At 63.1% G+C, this 18323-nt stretch carries 21 protein-coding genes; 13 read left to right on the forward strand and 8 right to left on the reverse strand.

Translation table 11 applies throughout. The features are described from left to right. Window positions 1–4: 4 nt before the first annotated feature. The 6 genes from QQL24_RS35030 to QQL24_RS35055 all read left to right on the forward strand — a co-directional run bounded on the left by QQL24_RS35030 (window position 5) and on the right by QQL24_RS35055 (window position 5831). Window positions 5–1096, forward strand: coding sequence for an ABC transporter substrate-binding protein (locus QQL24_RS35030; RefSeq protein WP_284316956.1), 1092 nt, complete (start codon window positions 5–7; stop codon window positions 1094–1096). 1 nt (window position 1097) lies between these two features. Continuing rightward, window positions 1098–1952: an ABC transporter permease gene (locus QQL24_RS35035; protein ID WP_284316957.1), complete on the forward strand. Its 855-nt coding sequence runs from the start codon at window positions 1098–1100 to the stop codon at window positions 1950–1952. Continuing rightward, the gene (locus QQL24_RS35040; RefSeq protein WP_284316958.1) at window positions 1949–2770 is read left to right on the forward strand and encodes an ABC transporter permease; all 822 of its coding nucleotides are present in this window, start codon (window positions 1949–1951) and stop codon (window positions 2768–2770) included. The genes QQL24_RS35035 and QQL24_RS35040 overlap by 4 nt, the downstream gene beginning before the upstream one ends. After that, window positions 2767–3615 (forward strand): ABC transporter ATP-binding protein, encoded by an 849-nt coding sequence (locus tag QQL24_RS35045; protein WP_284316959.1) that lies wholly within the window; start codon window positions 2767–2769, stop codon window positions 3613–3615. The genes QQL24_RS35040 and QQL24_RS35045 overlap by 4 nt, the downstream gene beginning before the upstream one ends. Before the next feature lie 106 nt (window positions 3616–3721). Continuing rightward, window positions 3722–5083 carry an LLM class flavin-dependent oxidoreductase gene (locus tag QQL24_RS35050; RefSeq protein ID WP_284316960.1) on the forward strand — a complete coding sequence of 454 codons (1362 nt, stop codon included), beginning with the start codon at window positions 3722–3724 and terminating at the stop codon, window positions 5081–5083. A 196-nt stretch (window positions 5084–5279) separates the two neighbouring features. Beyond that, on the forward strand, window positions 5280–5831 hold the full coding sequence (locus tag QQL24_RS35055) for a DNA/RNA non-specific endonuclease (RefSeq protein WP_284316961.1): 552 nt from the start codon (window positions 5280–5282) through the stop codon (window positions 5829–5831). Window positions 5832–5911: 80 nt separating this feature from the next. Here QQL24_RS35055 and QQL24_RS35060 read toward each other — a convergent pair whose 3' ends face one another. Together QQL24_RS35060 and QQL24_RS35065 are read right to left on the reverse strand one after the other, a co-directional pair. Next, entirely contained in the window at window positions 5912–8179 is a 2268-nt protein-coding gene (locus QQL24_RS35060) for an FdhF/YdeP family oxidoreductase (RefSeq protein WP_284316962.1), read from the reverse strand. Between the two features lie 157 nt (window positions 8180–8336). Next, window positions 8337–9248, reverse strand: coding sequence for a LysR family transcriptional regulator (locus QQL24_RS35065; protein WP_284316963.1), 912 nt, complete (start codon window positions 9246–9248; stop codon window positions 8337–8339). A gap of 100 nt (window positions 9249–9348) precedes the next feature. On the opposite strand from QQL24_RS35065, the gene QQL24_RS35070 reads away from it, so the two are divergent. From QQL24_RS35070 to QQL24_RS35080, 3 genes are all read left to right on the forward strand, one after another. After that, entirely contained in the window at window positions 9349–10047 is a 699-nt protein-coding gene (locus QQL24_RS35070) for a pirin family protein (protein WP_284316964.1), read from the forward strand. A 94-nt stretch (window positions 10048–10141) separates the two neighbouring features. Beyond that, window positions 10142–10354 carry a hypothetical protein gene (locus tag QQL24_RS35075; protein ID WP_284316965.1) on the forward strand — a complete coding sequence of 71 codons (213 nt, stop codon included), beginning with the start codon at window positions 10142–10144 and terminating at the stop codon, window positions 10352–10354. 53 nt (window positions 10355–10407) lie between these two features. Then, the gene (locus QQL24_RS35080; protein WP_284316966.1) at window positions 10408–10674 is read left to right on the forward strand and encodes a hypothetical protein; all 267 of its coding nucleotides are present in this window, start codon (window positions 10408–10410) and stop codon (window positions 10672–10674) included. A gap of 261 nt (window positions 10675–10935) precedes the next feature. Here QQL24_RS35080 and QQL24_RS35085 read toward each other — a convergent pair whose 3' ends face one another. Further along, the gene (locus tag QQL24_RS35085) at window positions 10936–11265 is read right to left on the reverse strand and encodes a hypothetical protein (RefSeq protein ID WP_284316967.1); all 330 of its coding nucleotides are present in this window, start codon (window positions 11263–11265) and stop codon (window positions 10936–10938) included. A gap of 683 nt (window positions 11266–11948) precedes the next feature. On the opposite strand from QQL24_RS35085, the gene QQL24_RS35090 reads away from it, so the two are divergent. After that, a complete protein-coding gene (locus tag QQL24_RS35090; protein WP_284316968.1) occupies window positions 11949–12398 on the forward strand; it encodes a hypothetical protein in 450 nt (149 codons plus the stop codon). 53 nt (window positions 12399–12451) lie between these two features. On the opposite strand, the gene QQL24_RS35095 is transcribed toward QQL24_RS35090, so the two are convergent. Then, window positions 12452–12691 carry a DUF2188 domain-containing protein gene (locus QQL24_RS35095; protein ID WP_284316969.1) on the reverse strand — a complete coding sequence of 80 codons (240 nt, stop codon included), beginning with the start codon at window positions 12689–12691 and terminating at the stop codon, window positions 12452–12454. 48 nt (window positions 12692–12739) lie between these two features. Here QQL24_RS35095 and QQL24_RS35100 point away from each other — a divergent pair, with 48 nt between their 5' ends. Then, the gene (locus tag QQL24_RS35100) at window positions 12740–12895 is read left to right on the forward strand and encodes a hypothetical protein (RefSeq protein WP_284316970.1); all 156 of its coding nucleotides are present in this window, start codon (window positions 12740–12742) and stop codon (window positions 12893–12895) included. 119 nt (window positions 12896–13014) lie between these two features. Here the strand turns inward: QQL24_RS35100 and QQL24_RS35105 are convergent, their stop codons facing one another. Continuing rightward, on the reverse strand, window positions 13015–13410 hold the full coding sequence (locus QQL24_RS35105; protein WP_284316971.1) for a PRC-barrel domain-containing protein: 396 nt from the start codon (window positions 13408–13410) through the stop codon (window positions 13015–13017). Between the two features lie 111 nt (window positions 13411–13521). On the opposite strand from QQL24_RS35105, the gene QQL24_RS35110 reads away from it, so the two are divergent. Then, window positions 13522–14079, forward strand: a complete 558-nt coding sequence (locus QQL24_RS35110) for a sugar O-acetyltransferase (protein WP_284316972.1) — start codon at window positions 13522–13524, stop codon at window positions 14077–14079. 274 nt (window positions 14080–14353) lie between these two features. Here QQL24_RS35110 and QQL24_RS35115 read toward each other — a convergent pair whose 3' ends face one another. Then, window positions 14354–15331 carry an aldo/keto reductase gene (locus tag QQL24_RS35115; protein ID WP_284316973.1) on the reverse strand — a complete coding sequence of 326 codons (978 nt, stop codon included), beginning with the start codon at window positions 15329–15331 and terminating at the stop codon, window positions 14354–14356. Window positions 15332–15511: 180 nt separating this feature from the next. On the opposite strand from QQL24_RS35115, the gene QQL24_RS35120 reads away from it, so the two are divergent. Beyond that, window positions 15512–16426 (forward strand): AraC family transcriptional regulator, encoded by a 915-nt coding sequence (locus tag QQL24_RS35120; RefSeq protein WP_284316974.1) that lies wholly within the window; start codon window positions 15512–15514, stop codon window positions 16424–16426. 28 nt (window positions 16427–16454) lie between these two features. Here the strand turns inward: QQL24_RS35120 and QQL24_RS35125 are convergent, their stop codons facing one another. Both QQL24_RS35125 and QQL24_RS35130 read right to left on the reverse strand, forming a co-directional pair. After that, window positions 16455–16850 (reverse strand): DoxX family protein, encoded by a 396-nt coding sequence (locus QQL24_RS35125; RefSeq protein WP_284316975.1) that lies wholly within the window; start codon window positions 16848–16850, stop codon window positions 16455–16457. Between the two features lie 519 nt (window positions 16851–17369). Continuing rightward, window positions 17370–18320, reverse strand: a complete 951-nt coding sequence (locus QQL24_RS35130; protein WP_284316976.1) for a bifunctional riboflavin kinase/FAD synthetase — start codon at window positions 18318–18320, stop codon at window positions 17370–17372. Window positions 18321–18323 lie beyond the last annotated feature (3 nt).

Raw genomic sequence — 18323 nt, forward strand, 5'->3', positions numbered from 1 at the left:
ATCGATGAAACTCGCTTACATTGTGGCCCTGGCCGCAGGCCTCGCGGCCGTCGCCCCGGCCTCGGCCGAAACCCTCCTCCGCATCGGATATCCGGGCACCGGCCTCGATGATCGTCCGTTCGGCTATGGCGACTACATCGCCATTGGCCATGTCAAGCAACTGGTCGAGGCTGAATTCAAGGACCAGCCCGACGTCAAGGTGACGTGGACATTCTTCCGCGGCGCCGGGCCGGCGCTGAATGAATCGCTTGCCGCCGGGCAGCTCGATTTCGCGGCAGGCCTTGGCGATCTTCCGGCGATCGTCGGGCGTTCACGGGGTCTTGCCACCGAATTCCTTGCGTCGGCCGGCAGCCACGACCCGCTCTATCTTGCGGTTCCCCCCAATTCGTCGATCCATTCGGTCGAGGATCTAAGGGATCACAAGGTCGCGCAATTCCGCGGCACCAACCTGCAGATCGCAACGGACAGGGTGCTCGAGGCGCATGGTCTGTCGGAAAAGAACATCCGGTTCGTCAGCCTCGATTCCAACGCCGCGACCGCCGCGCTCGTCTCGGGCAATGTCGACGCCTCCTTCGGCGGCTCGGAATATCTCGATCTGGCCAAGCACGGGGTGGTCAAGATCATCTATTCCACCAAGAACGACAATCCGACCCTCGGCCGCAATTCGGGCCTCTATGTCACGGCGGATTTCGAAAAGGCTCATCCCGACTACACCGCCAAGGTGGTGGAAGCCTTCGTCAAGGCCGCGCATTTCGGCGCCGACGAAGCCAACAGGCAGGATGTCTTTGAGATCTGGGCGAAATCCGGATTGCCGGCGGAGAGCTTCGCAACCGACTTCAAGGACGAGCGCCTGGCCCACCGTCTCTCGCCGGTCGTCGATGATTACATCGTCGCCCGCTACAAGGACCAGGCCGAGCGCGCGAAGGCCTATGGGCTGATCAAGAAGGATGTCGATATCGATAGTTGGTTCAACACCAAATATCTGAAGCAGGCCCTGACCGACCAGAAGCTCGAGCATTATTGGCCGACCTTCGACGCCAAGGGTCAAAAGCTGACAGACGGCGAGGTCGAGCAGACCAGAGCGGCGACCAACTGAGATGTCCTGGCTGCACGCCGACGCTCCCCATGGCCACATTGGCGCCCCCGCAGAAAGTGCGGGGCGCAAGGGAAATATCGGTCGGAATATCGGCCCTGCAGCCGGGGCCGTGGGTCTCGGGCTCATCGTGCCGCTCGCGCTCCTGGCCGCCTGGACCCTCTCGGCCCTGGCGGATTGGCTTCCCGAGCAGATCCTGCCGCCGCCCTGGGTGGTCTACGATACGCTGCGGGACGGCATCCAGGATGGCTCCCTGCTCTCCAGCACGGTGACGAGCCTGCGGCGTGTCGCCGAGGGATTTGCCGCCGGCGCCCTCGCCGGGCTGACGCTCGGCGTGCTGATCGGCCTGTCCAAGACCCTGCGGCAGTTCGTGGATCCCCTGTTCCTCGCCTTGAGCCAGGTGCCGACGCTTGGCTGGCTTCCCATCATGGTTCTGTTCGTCGGCCTCGACGAGAGTCTCAAGGTCGTGGTGATCGGCTGGTCGGCCTTCATCCCTGTCGTCCTCAACACGGCGCAAGGCGTGCGCGAGGTGCCCCAGGCCTATGCCGAACTGGGCCGGGTTCTGTCCTTCAGCCCCTGGTCGAAGCTGACGACCATCGTGTTGCCCTCGGCCGTGCCCTCGATTTTCACCGGTTTGCGCGAAGGCCTCGCCAATAGCTGGCAGACACTCGTTGCCGTGGAGCTGATCGCCTCCTTCGAGGGGCTCGGCTACCTGATGGCCTATGGGCGCCAATTGTTCCAGCTGGAACTCGTACTCGCCGCGATGATCGTCGTCGGTGCGATCGGCCTTCTCATTCACGGCTCGCTGACCTTGATCGAGCATCGTCTTCAGCGTTGGCAATCGGAGATCAAGCGATGAGCACGATCATTGCCGATAATCCTCGGCGCGAGGAGACTGCCAGGCCCTGGTGGCCGCGCCTCGAGCATATCCCGGCAGCGGCCAGGCCTTTCATCCTCCCGGTGCTGCTCCTGATCCTTTGGGAGTTGTTGTCTCACGCAGGCGTCGCGAACCCGGTTTTCTTCCCGACCCTGGAGCAGATCGTCGAGCGCGGCATCAAGGAAGCGGAGGAGGGCAATCTCATCGGCAATTTCCTCGCCAGTCTCCAGCGCGACCTGCTCGGCTTCATCGCCGGCAGCGCGATCGGCACGGCGCTGGGCCTTGTCATCGGCTTTTCGCGGCTCCTGCGGCGCCTCCTCGGCCCCATCCTGCTCGTCCATCGCCAGATCGCCCTCTTTGCCTGGGTTCCGCTGATCTCGATGTGGTTCGGGGGAGGGGAGACCGGCAAGCTGGTGTTCATCGCGCTGGCTGCCTTTCAGCCGGCCCTGGTCAACAGCTGGCAGGGCGTCGCCAATATTCCGCGTAGCTATCGCGAACTGTCCGAGGTGCTGACCTATGGCTGGTTCGATTATGTCGCCATGATCGCGATTCCCGGCGCCTTGCCCAGCGTCTTCACCGGGTTGCATTCCGCCCTGATCTATGCCTGGACGGCGACCGTGGGCGCCGAGCTGTTGCTCAACATCGCGCCTGGCCTCGGCGGCCGGATGAACGAGGGCCAGCAATTGTTCCATATGGACCTGCTGTTCCTCTGCCTCTTCCTGCTCGGCCTCGTGGGCGTCCTGTTCAACCTTTTGGCGGCGGCACTGGAACGCCGGCTTGTGCGCTGGAGAATTCAATGACAATTCATGCCGTCATCACCGGCAGCCAGGCGATCGCTGCTGAAACGCTTGCCATCGACCATGTGAGCAAGGAGTTCGACGTCGCTGGACAGCGCGTAAGAGCCCTGGCCGATATCAACCTCACGGTCGCCGAGGGCGAATTCGTCAGCATCGTCGGAGCGTCCGGCTGCGGAAAGTCGACGCTTCTGCGCCTGATCCTGGGCCTCGACACTCATTATCAGGGCGAGATCCGGGTCGAGGGAAGGCGGGTGGAATGCCCGGGCCTCGACCGCTCGATCGTCTTCCAGGAACACCGGTTGCTGCCATGGCTGAGCGTGGAGGCCAATGTCGCGGCGGCCCTGCGAAAGAGCCCGCTGGGCGCTTCGCAAAAGAGGGCGCTTGTTGCGGAGCACCTCGAGCTCGTCGGCCTCGATCAATTTGCGAAGGCCTATCCGGCCCAGCTCTCCGGCGGCATGGCCCAGCGGGTGGCGATTGCGCGTGCCCTGGTCACGCGGCCAAAATTCCTGCTGCTCGACGAGCCGCTCGGCGCGCTCGATGCCCTGACCCGTCTGCGTCTCCAGGATGAATTGCGGCGCATCGTCAGGCAGGAGGGGGCAACGGCAATCCTTGTGACCCATGATGTGGACGAGGCCGTCTATCTGGGCGACCGCGTGGTCATCATGCATCCCCATCCCGGCCGGATCGCCACGATTCTCCCGGTCAAGGGCGCCTCGCATGATCGCTCCGATCCCAGCTTCATCCGCCTGCGCGATGAGGTCCTCTCCTGGCTCGGCGTACCGCGTGCGGGTGGCGCTTCGGTTGAGATACGGGAAAAAGCCGCCAAGCAGACTGCAAGCCTGAATTGAGAATGCCGCCCTGAACGGAAGTGGCGCGACGCCGTCCTTCAGGTCCATGCCGTATCCCAATCCATCCCACGCGCCTGATAGGCCGCCTCAAGGGGAGTTCCGCATCATGACAAAGCGCAAGGGCCAGCTGAAGCTCGGGGCTTTTCTCTATTTCACCGGCCATCATGTTGCGGCCTGGCGCCATCCCGAGGCCTGGGCCGGGGATGAGCTCAAGCATTACACCGATTTCGCGCGCCTGGCGGAGGCCGCGAAATTCGACACCGTCTTCTTCGCAGACGGGGTCGACGTCCGGCTCAGGAATATCGAGGCGGCCAGCCGCAAGGCCCACAGCGGCGTCTCGCTGTTCGAACCCCTGACCTTGCTGTCCGCCCTGGCGCTGGTCACCGAGCGGATCGGACTCGTTGCCACCGCCTCCACGAGCTACACGGAGCCCTATAATCTCGCCCGCCAATTTGCCTCGATCGATCATCTGAGCGGGGGACGGGCGGGCTGGAACCTCGTCACCTCCTCCGATCCCGATGCCGCCTATAATTTCGGCCATGTCGCGCCGATCCTCCATGCCGACCGCTATGACCGTGCGGAGGAATTCGCGGATGTGGTGATCGGGCTCTGGGATAGCTGGGCCGACGATGCCTTCATCCGCGACCGAACGAACGGGCGCTATTTCGATGCCGACAAGCTTCATGTCCTCGACCACAAGGGCAAGCATTTTCGCGTCAGGGGTCCCCTGAACACGCCGCGCACGCCGCAGGGCCATCCGGTCGTGGTTCAGGCCGGTTCCTCGGATCCGGGCAAGGAGCTCGCGGCCCGGACAGCGGAGGTGATCTTCACGGCGCAATTGACCCTGGAGGACGCGACGGCCTTCTATGCCGACGTCAAGGGGCGGCTCGCCAAATATGGTCGCTCGCCCGACGACCTGAAGATCATGCCCGGCGTCTTTCCCGTCGTGGCCAGAACCGAATCCGAGGCCCGCGAAAAGTTCGAGGCGCTGCAGGATCTCGTCCAGCCCGTGGTCGGCCTGGACCTGCTGGCGGGCCTCGCAGGCGGGGAGGAGTTGAGCACCTATCCCGTCGACAGCCCGCTGCCGCCGCTGCTCGAGTCGGAGGCCGGCAAGAGCCGCCAGGCGCTGTTGATCGATCTTGCCCGCCGCGAAAACCTCACCATCCGCCAGCTCTATCTGCGCATAGCCGGCGCCCGTGGCCATTGGCAGCTGGTCGGGACCCCGGAACAGATCGCCGATCAGCTCGAGGAGCGCTTCGTGAACTATGGCGCCGATGGCTTCAATGTGATGGCGCCGATCGTACCCGGCGGGCTCAACGATTTCATCGAGCTGGTGCTTCCCGAGCTGCGCCGCCGGGGCCTGTTTCGCACCGAGTATGAAGGCGCGACCCTGCGCGAAAATCTCGGCCTCAAGCGGCCGCCCAACCGGTTCGAGAAGGCGGCCGAACAAACGCAAGCGGCCGAGTGACGAGGATTGGGACCTCCGTCGCGCGAGGTCTGGTTCAACCATCCTTGCGGTGCCGGGCTCGCATTTCCTGATAACACGGCGCCAGCTCGCCCGATCCAGCATTCGGCCTCGCAGAGCAACAAGGGCTGCCCGCTTTCTCGACCAGATGGCGATTTTTCCTTACGATACGCCCCAACCGGACCTGCCGGAGGGGCTCATGCTGATTTATGCCGGTCTCACATCAACCCTGAAAAACTTGCGACCGCCGTTGACCGAAGCCGTCGTGACTTCAATGCTGGCTCCGTGCCTTGTCAAAGCTTGGCTTGACGACTATGGCCGCGTCGTCAGTGACTACGAGGTCGTAGAAACTCAAGACGAAGGCTTTTCCTATCTGTTCGACATATCCGCCCAGCGTCTGATCGCGGCGTGGGGGCTCAGCAAAGGCAAGGACGTGTCGCCGCGTTCCATCATCGCAACCAGGATGAAGGGCCACCCGCTCACGAATACAGTGGGTGGAAAACGCTATCATCGGGGGCATACCATCCCACACACCATGGGCGGGCGAACCGACATCAATCTTGTCCCCCAGCTCGGTGTGATCAACTCGGGGCCGTTTCAGGAACTCGAACGCCTCGCTGTTGCTACACCTGGCTCGCTCTATTTCACCTATTGGTCGTATCGCGACGCCCGCACGCAGCGACCTTCCGGCGTCGAGCAGGGCTGCCTCGTCGCGGGCTCCGATCCCAAGATCGTCAACTTTCAGAATTGAGTTCGGGACTCCACGGCGGAGACCAACGAACCCGGTTGCGTCCCCCGCCGGGCACTCGTCTCGGCAACCCTGTTGGACGATTATGCAATCTTCCGGAGCCTTACTGGCAAGGACTTATATGACGGTGTGCCGCTCTGAGGATCCTGGTAGGTCAGCGGGCAAAGATTGTTGGCCTCGGGGTAATAGGCACCGATTGATCCCGGGGCGATGTCATGCGCGATCGCCGTCAGACGGATGCGCTTGTGCTCCTGGCCCGGGATGGCGGAGATGATCTCCACCAGATCGCCGTGCTCCAGGTTCTGCGCCGCCAGATCCCGCTCGCTGATGAACAACACGTCGCGCCTGCCGAACACCCCACGGTAGCGGTCATCGAGGCCATAGACGGTCGTATTGTACTGGTCATGGCTGCGCAGCGTGGTCAGCTTCAGCACGTCCGTCCCGGCCAGCATCGGGTCTTCCTCCAGCCCGGCGAAGGGGATGAACTCTGCCTTGCCGGACTTGGTGTGCCAAACCCGCTCGGTCGGACCCAGCGGCAGACGGAAGCCGCCTGGGTGGCGGATGCGCGTGTTGTAGTCGCGGAAATCGGGGTACACGGCCTCGATCTTGTCGCGGATCCGGTCGTAATCGGCGATCAGACCCTGCCAATCGACCTTGCTGGCGGGCAGGGTCGCCATGGCGATGCCGGCGATGATCGCAGGTTCTGAGCGCAAGTGTTCCGAAGCCGGCTCCAGCTTGCCACGGGAGGCGTGCACCATCGACATCGAATCCTCGACCGTGATCGATTGCGCGCCGGTCACCTGCACGTCCCGCTCCGTGCGGCCAAGGACAGGCAGGATGATCGCTTCCTTGCCGATCAGAAGGTGGGAGCGGTTCAGCTTGGTGTTCAGATGAACCGCCAGGTCCAGGTTGCGCATACCCTGATAGCTCAGATCGGCGTCGGGCATGGCGACCGAGAAATTGCCGCCCAGGCAAACCAGCACCTTTGCCTTTCCATCCACCATCGCCTGCATCGCCTTGACCGCGTCATGGCCGTGGTTCGACGGCGGACGGAAGCCAAAGGCTCTCTCTACATTGGCGAACATCAGCGGATCAGGTTTTTCGGTGATGCCGACGGTGCGGTTGCCCTGCACGTTGGAATGACCGCGCAGGGGGCAGATACCTGCGCCAGGCTTGCCGTAATTGCCGCGCAGCAACAGCAGGGCCGCGATCTGCTGCACATTTTGCGTGCCTTTCTCATGCTGTGTAACGCCCATGCCATAGCTGACGATCGTGGCGTTCGATCGGACATAGGCATCAGCCACCACCTCCAGCGCGCCGCGAGCCAAGCCGCTGGCGGCCTCGATTGCCGCCCACGGCGTCTGCCGCAGATCCTCGGTGAAGGCATCGAATCCATTGGTGTGGGCGGCGATGAAGTCGCGGTCGAGTACGTTCTCGCCTGCGTCGGCGCGGGCGATGACGGCCTTCATGATGCCCTTCAGAGCGGCCGCATCGCCGCCGACCTTAACCTGGTGGTAGGTTGAGGCGATTGGGGTGGCGCTGAAGCTCGCCATCTCGATGGGGTTCTGCGGGTCGGCGAAGCGCTCAAGCGCCCGTTCCCTCAGCGGGTTGAAGACGAAGATCGGCACGCCGCGCCGGGCACATTCATGCAGCGTGCCCATCATGCGAGGATGGTTGGTGCCGGGATTGTGGCCCATCGCGATGATGAGGTCGCAATGGTCGAAGTCCTCCAGCGAGACGGTGCCCTTACCGATGCCGATCGCCTGCGGAAGGCCGACACTGGTCGCCTCATGGCACATGTTGGAGCAGTCGGGGAAATTATTGGTACCGAATTCGCGGGCGAAGATGTTGAACAGGAACGCTGCCTCGTTCGAAGCGCGGCCGGAGGTGTAGAACTCCGCCATGTCTGGATCCGGCAGGCCGCGCAACACCTCCCCGATCCGAGCGAATGCATCGTCCCATTCGACCGGCTTATAGGTGTCGCTCGCCGGATCGTAGGCCATCGGGTGGGTGATGCGGCCGTGGTTCTCCAGCTCGTAATCGCTCTGCTGGAGCAATTCCGCGACCGTGTGCTCGGCGAAGAATTCGGGGGTGACGCGTTTCTTCGTCGCCTCCCAGGTGACGGCCTTGGCCCCGTTCTCGCAGAACTGGAAGGTGGAGGTATGTTCCTTGTCCGGCCAGGCGCAGCCGGGGCAGTCAAAGCCATCCGGCTTGTTCGTGCGCAGCAGCAGCAGCGGCGCCTCGGCGACATGCATCTGCTCGGCAACGGCCTTGGCGGTTGCCCGCAGCGCGCCCCATCCGCCCGCTGGCGCATCATAGCGGTGGACGCCTGGAATGTTACGTTTTTCCATCACCAGAATCATCCTTACTTTTAGAGTAAAGCGTTATATTTAAAATGGAATAGCGCTATATTCCGCTTATATTGCCTGATGCATTGAAGGTTGGACAGACTTTCTCGCAGCATATCGCCCGTGTGAGCCAAGGCAGCTTTACGCTCGCACTGCCTTCTCACGCCCACGGCGCCCCCGCCAGCGCAGCCGCCAGATAGTCGATTACCACCTGCACCCTCAGCGGCCGTAGCGGCGAAGGCGGCATGATCAGGTGCAGGGCCAGCGGTGGCGAGGTCCAGTCCGGCATGGCGATTTCCAGCGTGCCGGCGCGCAGTTCGCGCCAGACCAGGAATTCCGGCTGGATGGCGAGGCCCAGTCCCGCCACGAGCGCCGGGTTGAGCATGTCGGCATTGTCGGTCCACAGCCGCACCGGCGGCTGCACGACTTCCTCGCCGAACTGGGGATGGCTGAAGCGCCAGGAGCCGGGCGAGGGTGCTCTCGTATAGGCCAGCGCCTGGTGCCGCTGAAGCTCGGCCGGATGGGTCGGGCGTCCCTGCGCGTCGAGATAGGCCGGTGCGGCGACCAGCAGCAGGCGCACGGCGCACAGCCGGCGGGCGAGGAGCGAGGAATCCTCCAGCCGGGCGATGCGCAGGGCGAGATCGAAGCCGTCGGCGATGAGGTCGACCTGGCTGTCGGTCAGCGAGACATCGAGCGTCACGTCGGGATAGGCGGCCATGAAGCCGGGCAGGGTGGCCGCCATGTAGGCAATGCCGAAGGAGAGGGGCGCGCTGAGGCGCACGCGCCCGCGCGGCACGGCCGATTGCTCGGCGGCTTCGTCCTCCACCGCCTCGCCCTCCTGGAGGATGCGTGTCGCCCGTTCCAGCGCAGCGCGGCCGCCTTCGGTCAGCGACAGCCGCCGCGAGGTGCGCGAGATGAGCGCGATGCCGAGCCGCGCCTCCAGCCGGGCGATGGCCTTGGAGACGGTGGGGTTCGACAGGCCGAGTTCCTGCGCGGCGCGTGCGAAGGAACCAAATTCCGCCACCTTGGCGAAGATGGCCCAGGCTTCGAGGTCAGGGAGGCGACGTGTCATTTTTGGAAACGATGAGATGACAATGTTTCTATTTCATCAAAGTACGACCGGGGCCATGTTTCCGTCAACGCAGCAATCACGCTGACCACGGAGACCTATCATGATCGATCGTCGCCCCTTCGCCAGCCTCGGCGGTGCCAATCACGGCTGGCTCGACGCCAAGCACCATTTCTCCTTCGCCAATTATTACGACCGCAAGCGCATGGGCTGGGGGCCGATCCGGGTGTGGAACGACGACACCATCGCCTCCGGCACCGGCTTTCCCCCGCATCCACATGCCGACATGGAGATCATCACCTATGTCCGCGAGGGCGCGATCACCCATCAGGACAGCATGGGCAATTCCGGACGCACCGAGGCCGGCGACGTGCAGGTGATGAGTGCCGGTTCGGGCGTACGGCATTCCGAATATAACCGCGAGCCCGGCACGACGCGCATCTTCCAGATCTGGATCGAGCCGAAATCGCGCGGCGCAAGGCCGGCCTGGGGTGCCAAGCCCTTCCCGAAGGGTGATCGCTCCGGCCGCTTCGTCACGCTGGCGAGCGGCTTTGCCGAGGATGCCGACGCCCTGCCGATCCGCACCGACGCTCGCATCCTGGGCGCCACGCTGAAGGCTGGCGAGACCGCCGATTATGAGCTCGGTGCCGGCAACCACGCCTATCTCGTGCCGGCCAAGGGGGCCGTCGAGATCAACGGCGTGCGCATCGATGCCCGCGACGGCGCCGCGATCGCTGATGAGACGGTGCTGCATGTGACCGCGCTCGAGGATGCTGAACTCGTGCTGGTCGACGCGGCCTGAGATGGCGAGGCGCCAGCATCGCACCGGGGCGAACACCCGGAGGCGATGCTGGCGCCAGGTCGCATAGAGGGTTCAGCCGCCGGCGCATTCTTCGATGAAAAAGACGATCCTCGTTCTCTCCATCCACAAGAGGCAGCGCTGCCAGTTGGGTTGGCAGGACGGATCAGTGCTCGAATGCCAGGGGCTCGGGTCGCAAAGCGCTGATATTGCTGCCACCATGTCGGCGGTCATGGAGTCCAGGATTGACCCGTATTTAACATGGCAATTGGATAACCTCGGAATTGCCGCCTTGCTGTCACATTATTGACACAGGATCTCTCCGAGGTTCACCCTGGGGCTGAACCCAAGGAGACGATGACCATGAGAAAACTTGCTATCATCCTGGCAAGCACCATTCTGGCCGCTTCAACAATCGGCATTGGCGCGGCTTCCGCGCAAACGACGCCCGCGCCGGCGACCCCCGATGCCACGACGGCGACGCCCGCCCCGGCTACGGCGGCGCCGATGAAGAAAGCCAAGCCTCACAAGGCTGCCGTCAAGCACAAGGCGATGAAGAAGAAGGCCGCGCCCAAGAAGAAGCCGGCCATGGAGCCGAGCAGCGATCAGAGCACGCAGCCGCAGCAGTAAGTTTCCGTAAGCGGGGATTGCGCCCGAGCCCGGCCGGCTTGCCGAGTTCAGGCGCCATCGCACCGGCCCGCAAAACGCACGGCAAGATGTCAGCACGTGACCCGATAGGTCGGGTGGTCATGGTGGATTGGCTATTTCCACTGACATGTCTACGGACTCGCCCGTCGCTTGCAGGACCATCGCGAAGAGCAAACGCAAAAGTGGCTGCCTTCATGAACATTGGCGGCGCTGCCTGGAGCAGCGCCGCCGCACTCTCCGCCCTCAATTGGCGATGACGCGGTCGCCGCGGCAGACATTCACATTGTCGTAGGTCGAGGTGTAATCGTCGCTGAAGCGCACCTTGATGTCGAACAGGCAGTTGTTGCCGGAAATGGTGAAGTCGGACGTCGAGTTCGGCGCGATCGCCGCATCGACATCCGCCGCCTTCCAGGGGTCGGACTCCCCGGCATGGGCGAACCAGACATTCTGGATCGCCAAATTGTCGTTGCGATTGACCACGGTGAACTCACCGGCCATGGCGGCCGATCCCTGGAACAGGGCACCCATTGCGAGGGCACCGACGACAACCAAAGCCTTGATGGACTTGCTCATAGCTGAATTCTCGCTTTCTGGAGGAAGTGTTTGATGCAACGGCCTGCTTGACCACCCGGCCGTCGCCAGAGCTATAGGCCCGGCCTCGCCGCCTTCCTGTTCCCCGCGTTACGAAAATCCCCCAGAAAGCCTCGAAACCGACCGTTTTCGCCCTCAACGCGTGCGCTTGGGCACAAATCCGGACATTTGCCGTGATGGCGTGGGTGGGCGGCAGGAGCCAACCTGACGGTGTTGGGTACGAGGCCCGTACGCAAGCGCAGCTCCAAGCGACCCGAAGCGATATCCGATCAGAATGGCACGCGACGTCATCCCGGGCGACGGAGGAGACCCGGGATCCATGAACACTGTCCTTCCAAGGTTGTGTTCATGGATTCCGGCTCTTCGCGTCGCTCCCCAACCAAACCGAACGGTTTGGTCGGGGGAATGACGATTCACTTCATTCTGAAGCGATCATGCTCCAATTGCCGCCGGATCAAGTCCGAAAGCCTGGCGTCCGATCTGCCTGGGGATCGCATTCATGGGCCGCTTTCCAGCACGCGCATCCCGATGCTATCCCATGCCAATGACAGGGCAGAATTCGTCGCTGAAACTGCCGCGTCAACCGCAGCGGAGCAATCGGGGTCAGCAGAGGCTGTAGTCGGTCAGGCGCCACCGGCAACGGCCCTTGCATGCAGGAGGCGAAAATGGACGCGGCCTATATTTCAGCGCTTTTCGGTCTCGCGGGCGCGATCGTTGGCGGGCTGGCGTCATTCAGCACGACCTGGCTCACGCAGAGCGCGCAACTCCGCGAAAGGCGGCGCGAGGTTGAAAGGAACAGGCGGGAGCAACTCTTCGACAGCTTCATCACCGAGGCAACGCGCCTGTATGGCGACGCGCTGAGCCATGAGAAGGATGACGTGGCGGATCTCGTGCTCCTCTACGCGATCGTTGGCAGAATGCGATTGACGACCTCGCGGACAGTGGTGGAGGCTGCCGAGCGCGTGCTGGACGTCATCGTCGACACCTACCTCGCACCCAACCGGACACTACACGAGCTGCGCCATCTCGCCCGCGACGGCGGCATGAACTTCCTCGGCGAGTTCGGCGAGACCTGCCGTGCGGATCTTCAGGCAACTACGTATGGCGGGAGATGACGTCAGGTCTGTTAGCTGGCTATCGGCCGCTCAGGTGAGCGGTATCGCTGCTCTCAGTTTTTCACTCTAGTCGACGGGCGGTCGCCGCCGGAAGAGTGCTCCTTGTGCCACTTGCCATTGGTGTCCTCGAAATCGATCTCCGCATCTTCCCCCGGCGTACGCTGCTCGCGTGCGGCCCGCTCCGCCGCTGCATGGGCTGCGTCCCGCGTCGGGAAGGGCTCCGAGAACACGCCATCCGCCTTGTAGGCCCATCCGCCATCATGCTCGACAACTTCATAAATCTCTTGTGACATGAACAAACTCCATTTTTGAAAATCGGTGAAGGCCCTTGAAGTGACGCCATGCTCAGATGGAACTTCAATTCCACATTACGCCAATCGCCATTGAAAGCCATCGGATCGCTGCTGGTCTCGCTCCGTCCGATCTGGATCGGCAAGCAGCAGGCCGGCGAAGTGCAGGCCGGCATCGACTTCGCGGCCGAAAGGTATGGTGATTGAGCCGGCGCTGCCGCGACAGGGGCTGCCCCGTTCTTCAGCGGAAGAATCACAGATACGGCACCGGGCCTGACTTCTGTCTCAGGCCCGGCGCCGCCGTTTTCCACCCATGAGAGCGGGAGCTAGACCCCCGCGTTCGGATACTCGCCCAGCCCACGCCCGCCCGGCGTCTTGTAGTAGTCGTCCACCAGGCGGGTGCGATCGGGATCGCTCCAGTCCCACTGCTCTTCCTCCGCATATTTGGGCGCGCGGGTGAGTTCGTCCTCGGTGACGCCGACCTGGTAGCCGCCGAGATCGGTATTGTATTTCAGCGTGTTCCACGACAGCGGATAATGGTCGTGGCCGATGCCCAGGAAGCCGCCGAAGGCCAGCACGGCGTAGGAGACCTGGCCGCTGCGCTTGTCGAGCATCACGCGCTCGATCGAGCCGATGCGTTCGCCATCCGCACCATAGACGGCGGTGCCTTCCACCTTGTCGCTGCCGATGAGGTTGCCGTATTCCCTATTCTCGATTGCCATGGAAAATCCTCCTGTTTCCTCATCGTGAACAGGAGCAGGAGGCATTTGTTCCGCCTGGCAGAGTCTCGGCGCGGCCTTCATATGCCGACCGCTACCGGAGGAAAATAACGAATGGCGGATCGTGACCGCACCAAGATAATTGCCAGGAGAACGCCGGAATCGGCGGCCATGCTGGCAAACGTCAAACGTGCGATGGCGATCACCGCCAATCTCAATCGTTTGACCCTCAGCGACGCGGACGAAGTCCGGGCCTTGTTCAGCGATCTCATCGGCAAGAAGGTGGACGACAGCTTTTTATTGATCCCACCATTCTACACAACCGGTGGGCTCGATATCCGTGTCGGGCGCAATGTCTTCGTCAATCAGAACTGCACGTTTTATGACCTTGGCGGGCTCGACATTGCCGACGACGTGATGATCGGGCCGAATGTGAGCATCATCACGTCCGGCCATCCCCTTGCACCTTCCCAGCGGCGCGCCTTCGTAACCGCCAAGCCCATCGTGATCGGAAGAAACGTCTGGATCGCCGCCGGCGCAACGATCATCGGCGGCGTGACGGTGGGCGAAAACTCTGTTGTCGCAGCGGGTTCCGTCGTCACCAAGGACGTTCCCCCAAATACTCTTGTCGGCGGAAACCCAGCGCGGGTCATTCGTTCAATTGCCGACTGAGGGGATTCCAGTCGCGGACGTCGCGGCATGGCGTTCGGCTCCGCCCTTCGCCGATGCGGCGATGATCGAGGCTGCCGACCCAGGGGCGAAACCCCAGTCAGGCCGCCCCCGGCGAAGGCGCGGATTGTTGGGCGCCGCCCCACTCGGGGCAAACATCAGGGCCTCGGGCATGGCGTCTCCTGTCGGTTGCCTTCCAGAGCAGGAAGGATCTCCAAGACGTAGGCCCAAGAGGCAAGGCGAGCCGGGGGAGCAAATCCGGCCGGCTGTTTTGAGTTCAGCGGTCGATAACCGCCATGTTTCCAGCGTCGTGGCGCTCGCCGACAGCTGGCGCGAGGTTGTTCAGCCGCTCTATCTGCTCGGCGCTTAGATGGAGCTGGTCGGCCGCGATGTTTTCCTCGACGCGAGCCACTCGCTTGGTGCCGGGAATCGGGGCGATATCGTCGCCTTGGGCGAGCAGCCAGGCCAGAGCGATCTGCGCGGGTGTTGCATTTACTTCTGCAGCGACCGCCTTGACTTCATCGACGATGCGCAAGTTGCGCCGGAAGTTTTCACCGCTGAAGCGCGGGTTGGTCTTACGCCAATCGTCGTCGGAGAGTTGCTCGGGCGAGCGAATCTCGCCGGTGAGGAAGCCATGGCCGAGCGGTGAGTAAGGAACGAAACCGATGCCCAGCTCGCGGAGCAGCGGCAGAAGCTCGGCCTCCGGGTCACGGGTCCAAAGGGAGTATTCGGTCTGCAGCGCAGCGACGGGATGCACGGCGTGCGCGCGGCGGATCGTGGCGGGGCCAGCCTCGGACAGACCAATGTATCGGACCTTGCCCGCTGCGATCAGGTCGACCAGAGTGCCAATTGTATCCTCAATAGGAGTCTTTGGGTCCACCCGGTGCTGGTAGTACAGGTCGATATGGTCGGTGCCGAGCCGTTTGAGAGAGCCGTCGACGGCTGCGCGAATGTTCGCCGGACTGCTGTCGAGAACGCCAGGGCCACCGCCAGCGTGCGAGAAGAGCCCGAATTTCGTCGCCAGGACAATTTGGTCGCGGCGGCCCTTGATGGCTCGGCCGACCAGTTCCTCGTTGATGTAGGGACCGTAGATCTCGGCGGTGTCGAAATGTGTGACGCCCAGATCGAGCGCGCGGTGGATCGTACGGATGGACTCCGCGTCGCTACCCATGCCGACGTTGTAATAGCCGGACATCGACATGGCGCCGAGGCCTATGCGGGAGACCTGAAGGCCTCCGATCGAGATGTGCTTCATGGTGATTTTTCTCTGTTTCGGGTGCGATTTCGATGGTGCAATATCGCTGGAGAACGTCCGGGCCGTTTACCGGATTCAACGAGTTTATTGCCCGAAACGACGGTTCATTGTCGAAATGGTGTTTGCATGGCATTGGAGGTGTTAGGCTGGAATCTGTTGTAGAGACCCAGGAGGCTCTTAATGTACAGATACTTAGATTCCAGACCTGCGGGAAACTCCTCGATTTCCCTGTTGGCTCGTGCTATCGGCAAAATTGCCCAAACCGAGGGAGATCACACCACCGCCATTCCGGCTCTAACACTCCATCGCCGCAACGCGCCCACCAAACCCTTGCACTGCATTTACGGCTTGGGTTTGGGCGTCGTCGTGCAGGGCGAGAAGCAGGTGATGCTTGGGGATGCAGTGATCGATTACGGTCCAGGTCAATCCATGGTGACGACCATCGATCTACCGGTCGTTACGCATGTCGCGCGGGCTAGTTTCCACGAGCCGTTTCTCGGTCTCGTGCTGACGCTGGACAGTCGCCACGTTGTGCAAATGGCGTCCGAGATGGAATTGCCGCAGCCGTCGAGGGGCGGCGTCTATCGGCCGATCTCAATCGAAGCATTGGATGGGCCACTCGTCGAGGCCCTTGCCCGGCTGGTCGGGCTGCTCGATGAGCCGGCACTTCTTCCCCGGCTGGCGCCACTGATACAGCAGGAAATCACCATCCGCCTGTTGGCGGGTCCACATGGATCACAATTGCAGCACCTGGTCGCCAGCGGGTCGCCAAGCCAGCAGATTGCAAAGGCCGTCGCCTGGCTCAAGCAGAACTTCACACGGACGCTGCATGTTGACGAACTAGCCGCTCGCGCGCACATGAGCCCGTCTACATTTCGGCAGCATTTCCGCAACATCACCGGCATCAGCCCATTGCAGTTCCAGAAGCAACTGCGCCTGCAGGAAGCACGGCAGCTGATGCTCAACCAGGACCTTGACGCCGGTAACGCCGGGGGGCAGGTGGGCTATCAAAGTGCCTCGCAATTCAATCGCGAGTACAGCCGCCTGTTCGGCACTCCGCCTCAGCGCGATGTCAGGCGCATGCGAGCAAATTGAGCGTGGGCCCGGGATTGGCGAAACCCCGTCAGGCCGCCAGCGGCAACAATTCGCGCAGGCGGGTTTCGCGCAGATAGAGGCCGCCCCAGGTCAGCGCGCCGAGCAGGAGACAGATGAGCTGTGGTGGCGAGCCGAGTTCGCCGAGGCGGAAATGCGTGCAGATGGCGCCGCCGAGGAAGCCCGTCACCAGGATCGCGCCGAGCACGGCCGTGCGAGGAATGGCGTAGAGGATGGCGCAGGTGAGCATGATGATGCCGAGCGGCAGGGCCTGGCTGGCCGGGAAACCGCTGGCCTCCATTTCAGCCTTGGTCAAGCCGGGGGCGAAGAGCTGCACCAGGCCATCCGCGAGGAGGGCCACGACCACGAGGCCGGAGAAGACGCGGCCGATCCAGACGGCAGCCGAGGTTCCAGGGGTAGAGGACATGCAGAATTCTCCTGAAAGTCGCTGCTGAGACGCGAAGAGCTGCGCCAGGCAGGTTGACACCAACATGTACAGCAACGGTGGGTTTCCGCCTGAAGACGGAAGGTCGTCGCCGTGCGCGGGAGCCTATAGACCGGCTGGTGAAATCGAGCGTGATATGCGTTTTGGGGCTGAGGCAGTCGGCGACGGCGGGGCGAGATGAGGCATTTCAGAACGAGGCGGGCCGATTACGCCCCCTCGCCCCGTTCTTACGGGGAGAGGATAGAGGTGAGGGGCTGCGCTCAGTTTTGAGATGAGCGTTCTCTAATGCGCTGTGATCTGAGCGGCGTGCCTAGCTTCACTATATCTCTTTGATACATTTAAGAAAATAATCTGCAAGGGTCGCGCTGCCCCTCACCTCTATCCTCTCCCCGTAAGAACGGGGCGAGGGGGCGCAACCGGCCCGCTACATTCTAAAGCGCCTCATCTCGCCCAGCCGGGGAGCTTTGACCTGACATGTGTCAAGGCCGATGCCCGCCGGCCTCACGCCCTGGTCATCTCCCGCGCCAGCCGCGCGTCCTCGTTCATCCGCGCCACCAGCGCCTCGATCGAATCGAACTTCTCCTCGCCGCGGATGCGCCCGACGAAGGCGACCTCGATCACCTTGCCATAGAGATCGCCCGCAAAGTCGAAGACATAGGTCTCCAGCAGCGGCGGGCCGTTGTCGAAGGTGGGGCGGCGGCCGAAGCTGGCGACGCCGGAGCGAGTGATGCCGTCGATAACGGTGCGCACGGCGTAGATGCCATGCTGCAGGCCGCATTGCGGATCGAGCGCCATGTTGGCGGTGGGAAAGCCGAGCTCGCGGCCGCGCTTCTCGCCATGGATGACCGGGCCGAGCACCGACCATTCATGGCCGAGCAGCCGGTTGGCCCTGGCGATCTCGCCGGCCGCCAGCGCCTTGCGGATGGCGGAGGAGGAGACGGCTTCGCCGGTCTCGCGGGTCGGGGCCACGATGGCGATGTCGAGGCCGAGCGCCCGGCCGTGCTGCACCAGGAATTCGGGCGTGCCGCGCCGGTCCTTGCCGAAATGGAAGTCGTAGCCCACGGCCACCGCGCTGGCGCCCAGGCGCCGCACCACCAGTTCCTCGAGGAACTCCTCGGCCGTCATGCCGGCAAGCGCGCGGTCGAAGGTGAGGGTGATGAGGGCGTCGAGCCCGGAGCGCTCCAGGAGCAGCGCCTTCAGGGCGGGAGGCGTCAGGCGGAAGAGCGGCTCGTCCGGACGGAAGAGGGCGCGCGGATGCGGCTCGAAGCTCAGCGCGATCGCCGGGCGGGGCGGGCCATGCGGGACATTGTGCGGGCCCTTTGCCAGGGCCTCGGCGGCATCGATCACCGCCTTGTGGCCACGATGGACACCATCGAAATTACCGATCGCCACCGCCGCATTGTGGAGATGGGCCGGCAGGGAGGCGGGATCGAAGAACTGCTCGAAAGGCATGGC

This window comes from Labrys miyagiensis, assembly GCF_030160835.1.
In the GTDB taxonomy this organism is placed as follows: domain Bacteria; phylum Pseudomonadota; class Alphaproteobacteria; order Rhizobiales; family Labraceae; genus Labrys; species Labrys miyagiensis.

What these genes read in the sequence shown, in the direction of transcription:
- QQL24_RS35050 (WP_284316960.1), top strand. Translation starts at nt 3,722, where the DNA reads ATGACAAAGCGCAAGGGCCAGCTGAAGCTCGGGGCTTTTCTCTATTTC.
- QQL24_RS35125 (WP_284316975.1), bottom strand. Translation starts at nt 16,850, where the DNA reads ATGTCCTCTACCCCTGGAACCTCGGCTGCCGTCTGGATCGGCCGCGTC.
- QQL24_RS35085 (WP_284316967.1), bottom strand. Translation starts at nt 11,265, where the DNA reads ATGAGCAAGTCCATCAAGGCTTTGGTTGTCGTCGGTGCCCTCGCAATG.
- QQL24_RS35055 (WP_284316961.1), top strand. Translation starts at nt 5,280, where the DNA reads ATGCTGATTTATGCCGGTCTCACATCAACCCTGAAAAACTTGCGACCG.
- QQL24_RS35080 (WP_284316966.1), top strand. Translation starts at nt 10,408, where the DNA reads ATGAGAAAACTTGCTATCATCCTGGCAAGCACCATTCTGGCCGCTTCA.
- QQL24_RS35110 (WP_284316972.1), top strand. Translation starts at nt 13,522, where the DNA reads ATGGCGGATCGTGACCGCACCAAGATAATTGCCAGGAGAACGCCGGAA.
- QQL24_RS35120 (WP_284316974.1), top strand. Translation starts at nt 15,512, where the DNA reads ATGTACAGATACTTAGATTCCAGACCTGCGGGAAACTCCTCGATTTCC.
- QQL24_RS35100 (WP_284316970.1), top strand. Translation starts at nt 12,740, where the DNA reads ATGCTCAGATGGAACTTCAATTCCACATTACGCCAATCGCCATTGAAA.
- QQL24_RS35130 (WP_284316976.1), bottom strand. Translation starts at nt 18,320, where the DNA reads ATGCCTTTCGAGCAGTTCTTCGATCCCGCCTCCCTGCCGGCCCATCTC.
- QQL24_RS35035 (WP_284316957.1), top strand. Translation starts at nt 1,098, where the DNA reads ATGTCCTGGCTGCACGCCGACGCTCCCCATGGCCACATTGGCGCCCCC.
- QQL24_RS35095 (WP_284316969.1), bottom strand. Translation starts at nt 12,691, where the DNA reads ATGTCACAAGAGATTTATGAAGTTGTCGAGCATGATGGCGGATGGGCC.
- QQL24_RS35045 (WP_284316959.1), top strand. Translation starts at nt 2,767, where the DNA reads ATGACAATTCATGCCGTCATCACCGGCAGCCAGGCGATCGCTGCTGAA.
- QQL24_RS35065 (WP_284316963.1), bottom strand. Translation starts at nt 9,248, where the DNA reads ATGACACGTCGCCTCCCTGACCTCGAAGCCTGGGCCATCTTCGCCAAG.
- QQL24_RS35030 (WP_284316956.1), top strand. Translation starts at nt 5, where the DNA reads ATGAAACTCGCTTACATTGTGGCCCTGGCCGCAGGCCTCGCGGCCGTC.
- QQL24_RS35075 (WP_284316965.1), top strand. Translation starts at nt 10,142, where the DNA reads ATGAAAAAGACGATCCTCGTTCTCTCCATCCACAAGAGGCAGCGCTGC.
- QQL24_RS35090 (WP_284316968.1), top strand. Translation starts at nt 11,949, where the DNA reads ATGGACGCGGCCTATATTTCAGCGCTTTTCGGTCTCGCGGGCGCGATC.
- QQL24_RS35070 (WP_284316964.1), top strand. Translation starts at nt 9,349, where the DNA reads ATGATCGATCGTCGCCCCTTCGCCAGCCTCGGCGGTGCCAATCACGGC.
- QQL24_RS35040 (WP_284316958.1), top strand. Translation starts at nt 1,949, where the DNA reads ATGAGCACGATCATTGCCGATAATCCTCGGCGCGAGGAGACTGCCAGG.
- QQL24_RS35105 (WP_284316971.1), bottom strand. Translation starts at nt 13,410, where the DNA reads ATGGCAATCGAGAATAGGGAATACGGCAACCTCATCGGCAGCGACAAG.
- QQL24_RS35060 (WP_284316962.1), bottom strand. Translation starts at nt 8,179, where the DNA reads ATGGAAAAACGTAACATTCCAGGCGTCCACCGCTATGATGCGCCAGCG.
- QQL24_RS35115 (WP_284316973.1), bottom strand. Translation starts at nt 15,331, where the DNA reads ATGAAGCACATCTCGATCGGAGGCCTTCAGGTCTCCCGCATAGGCCTC.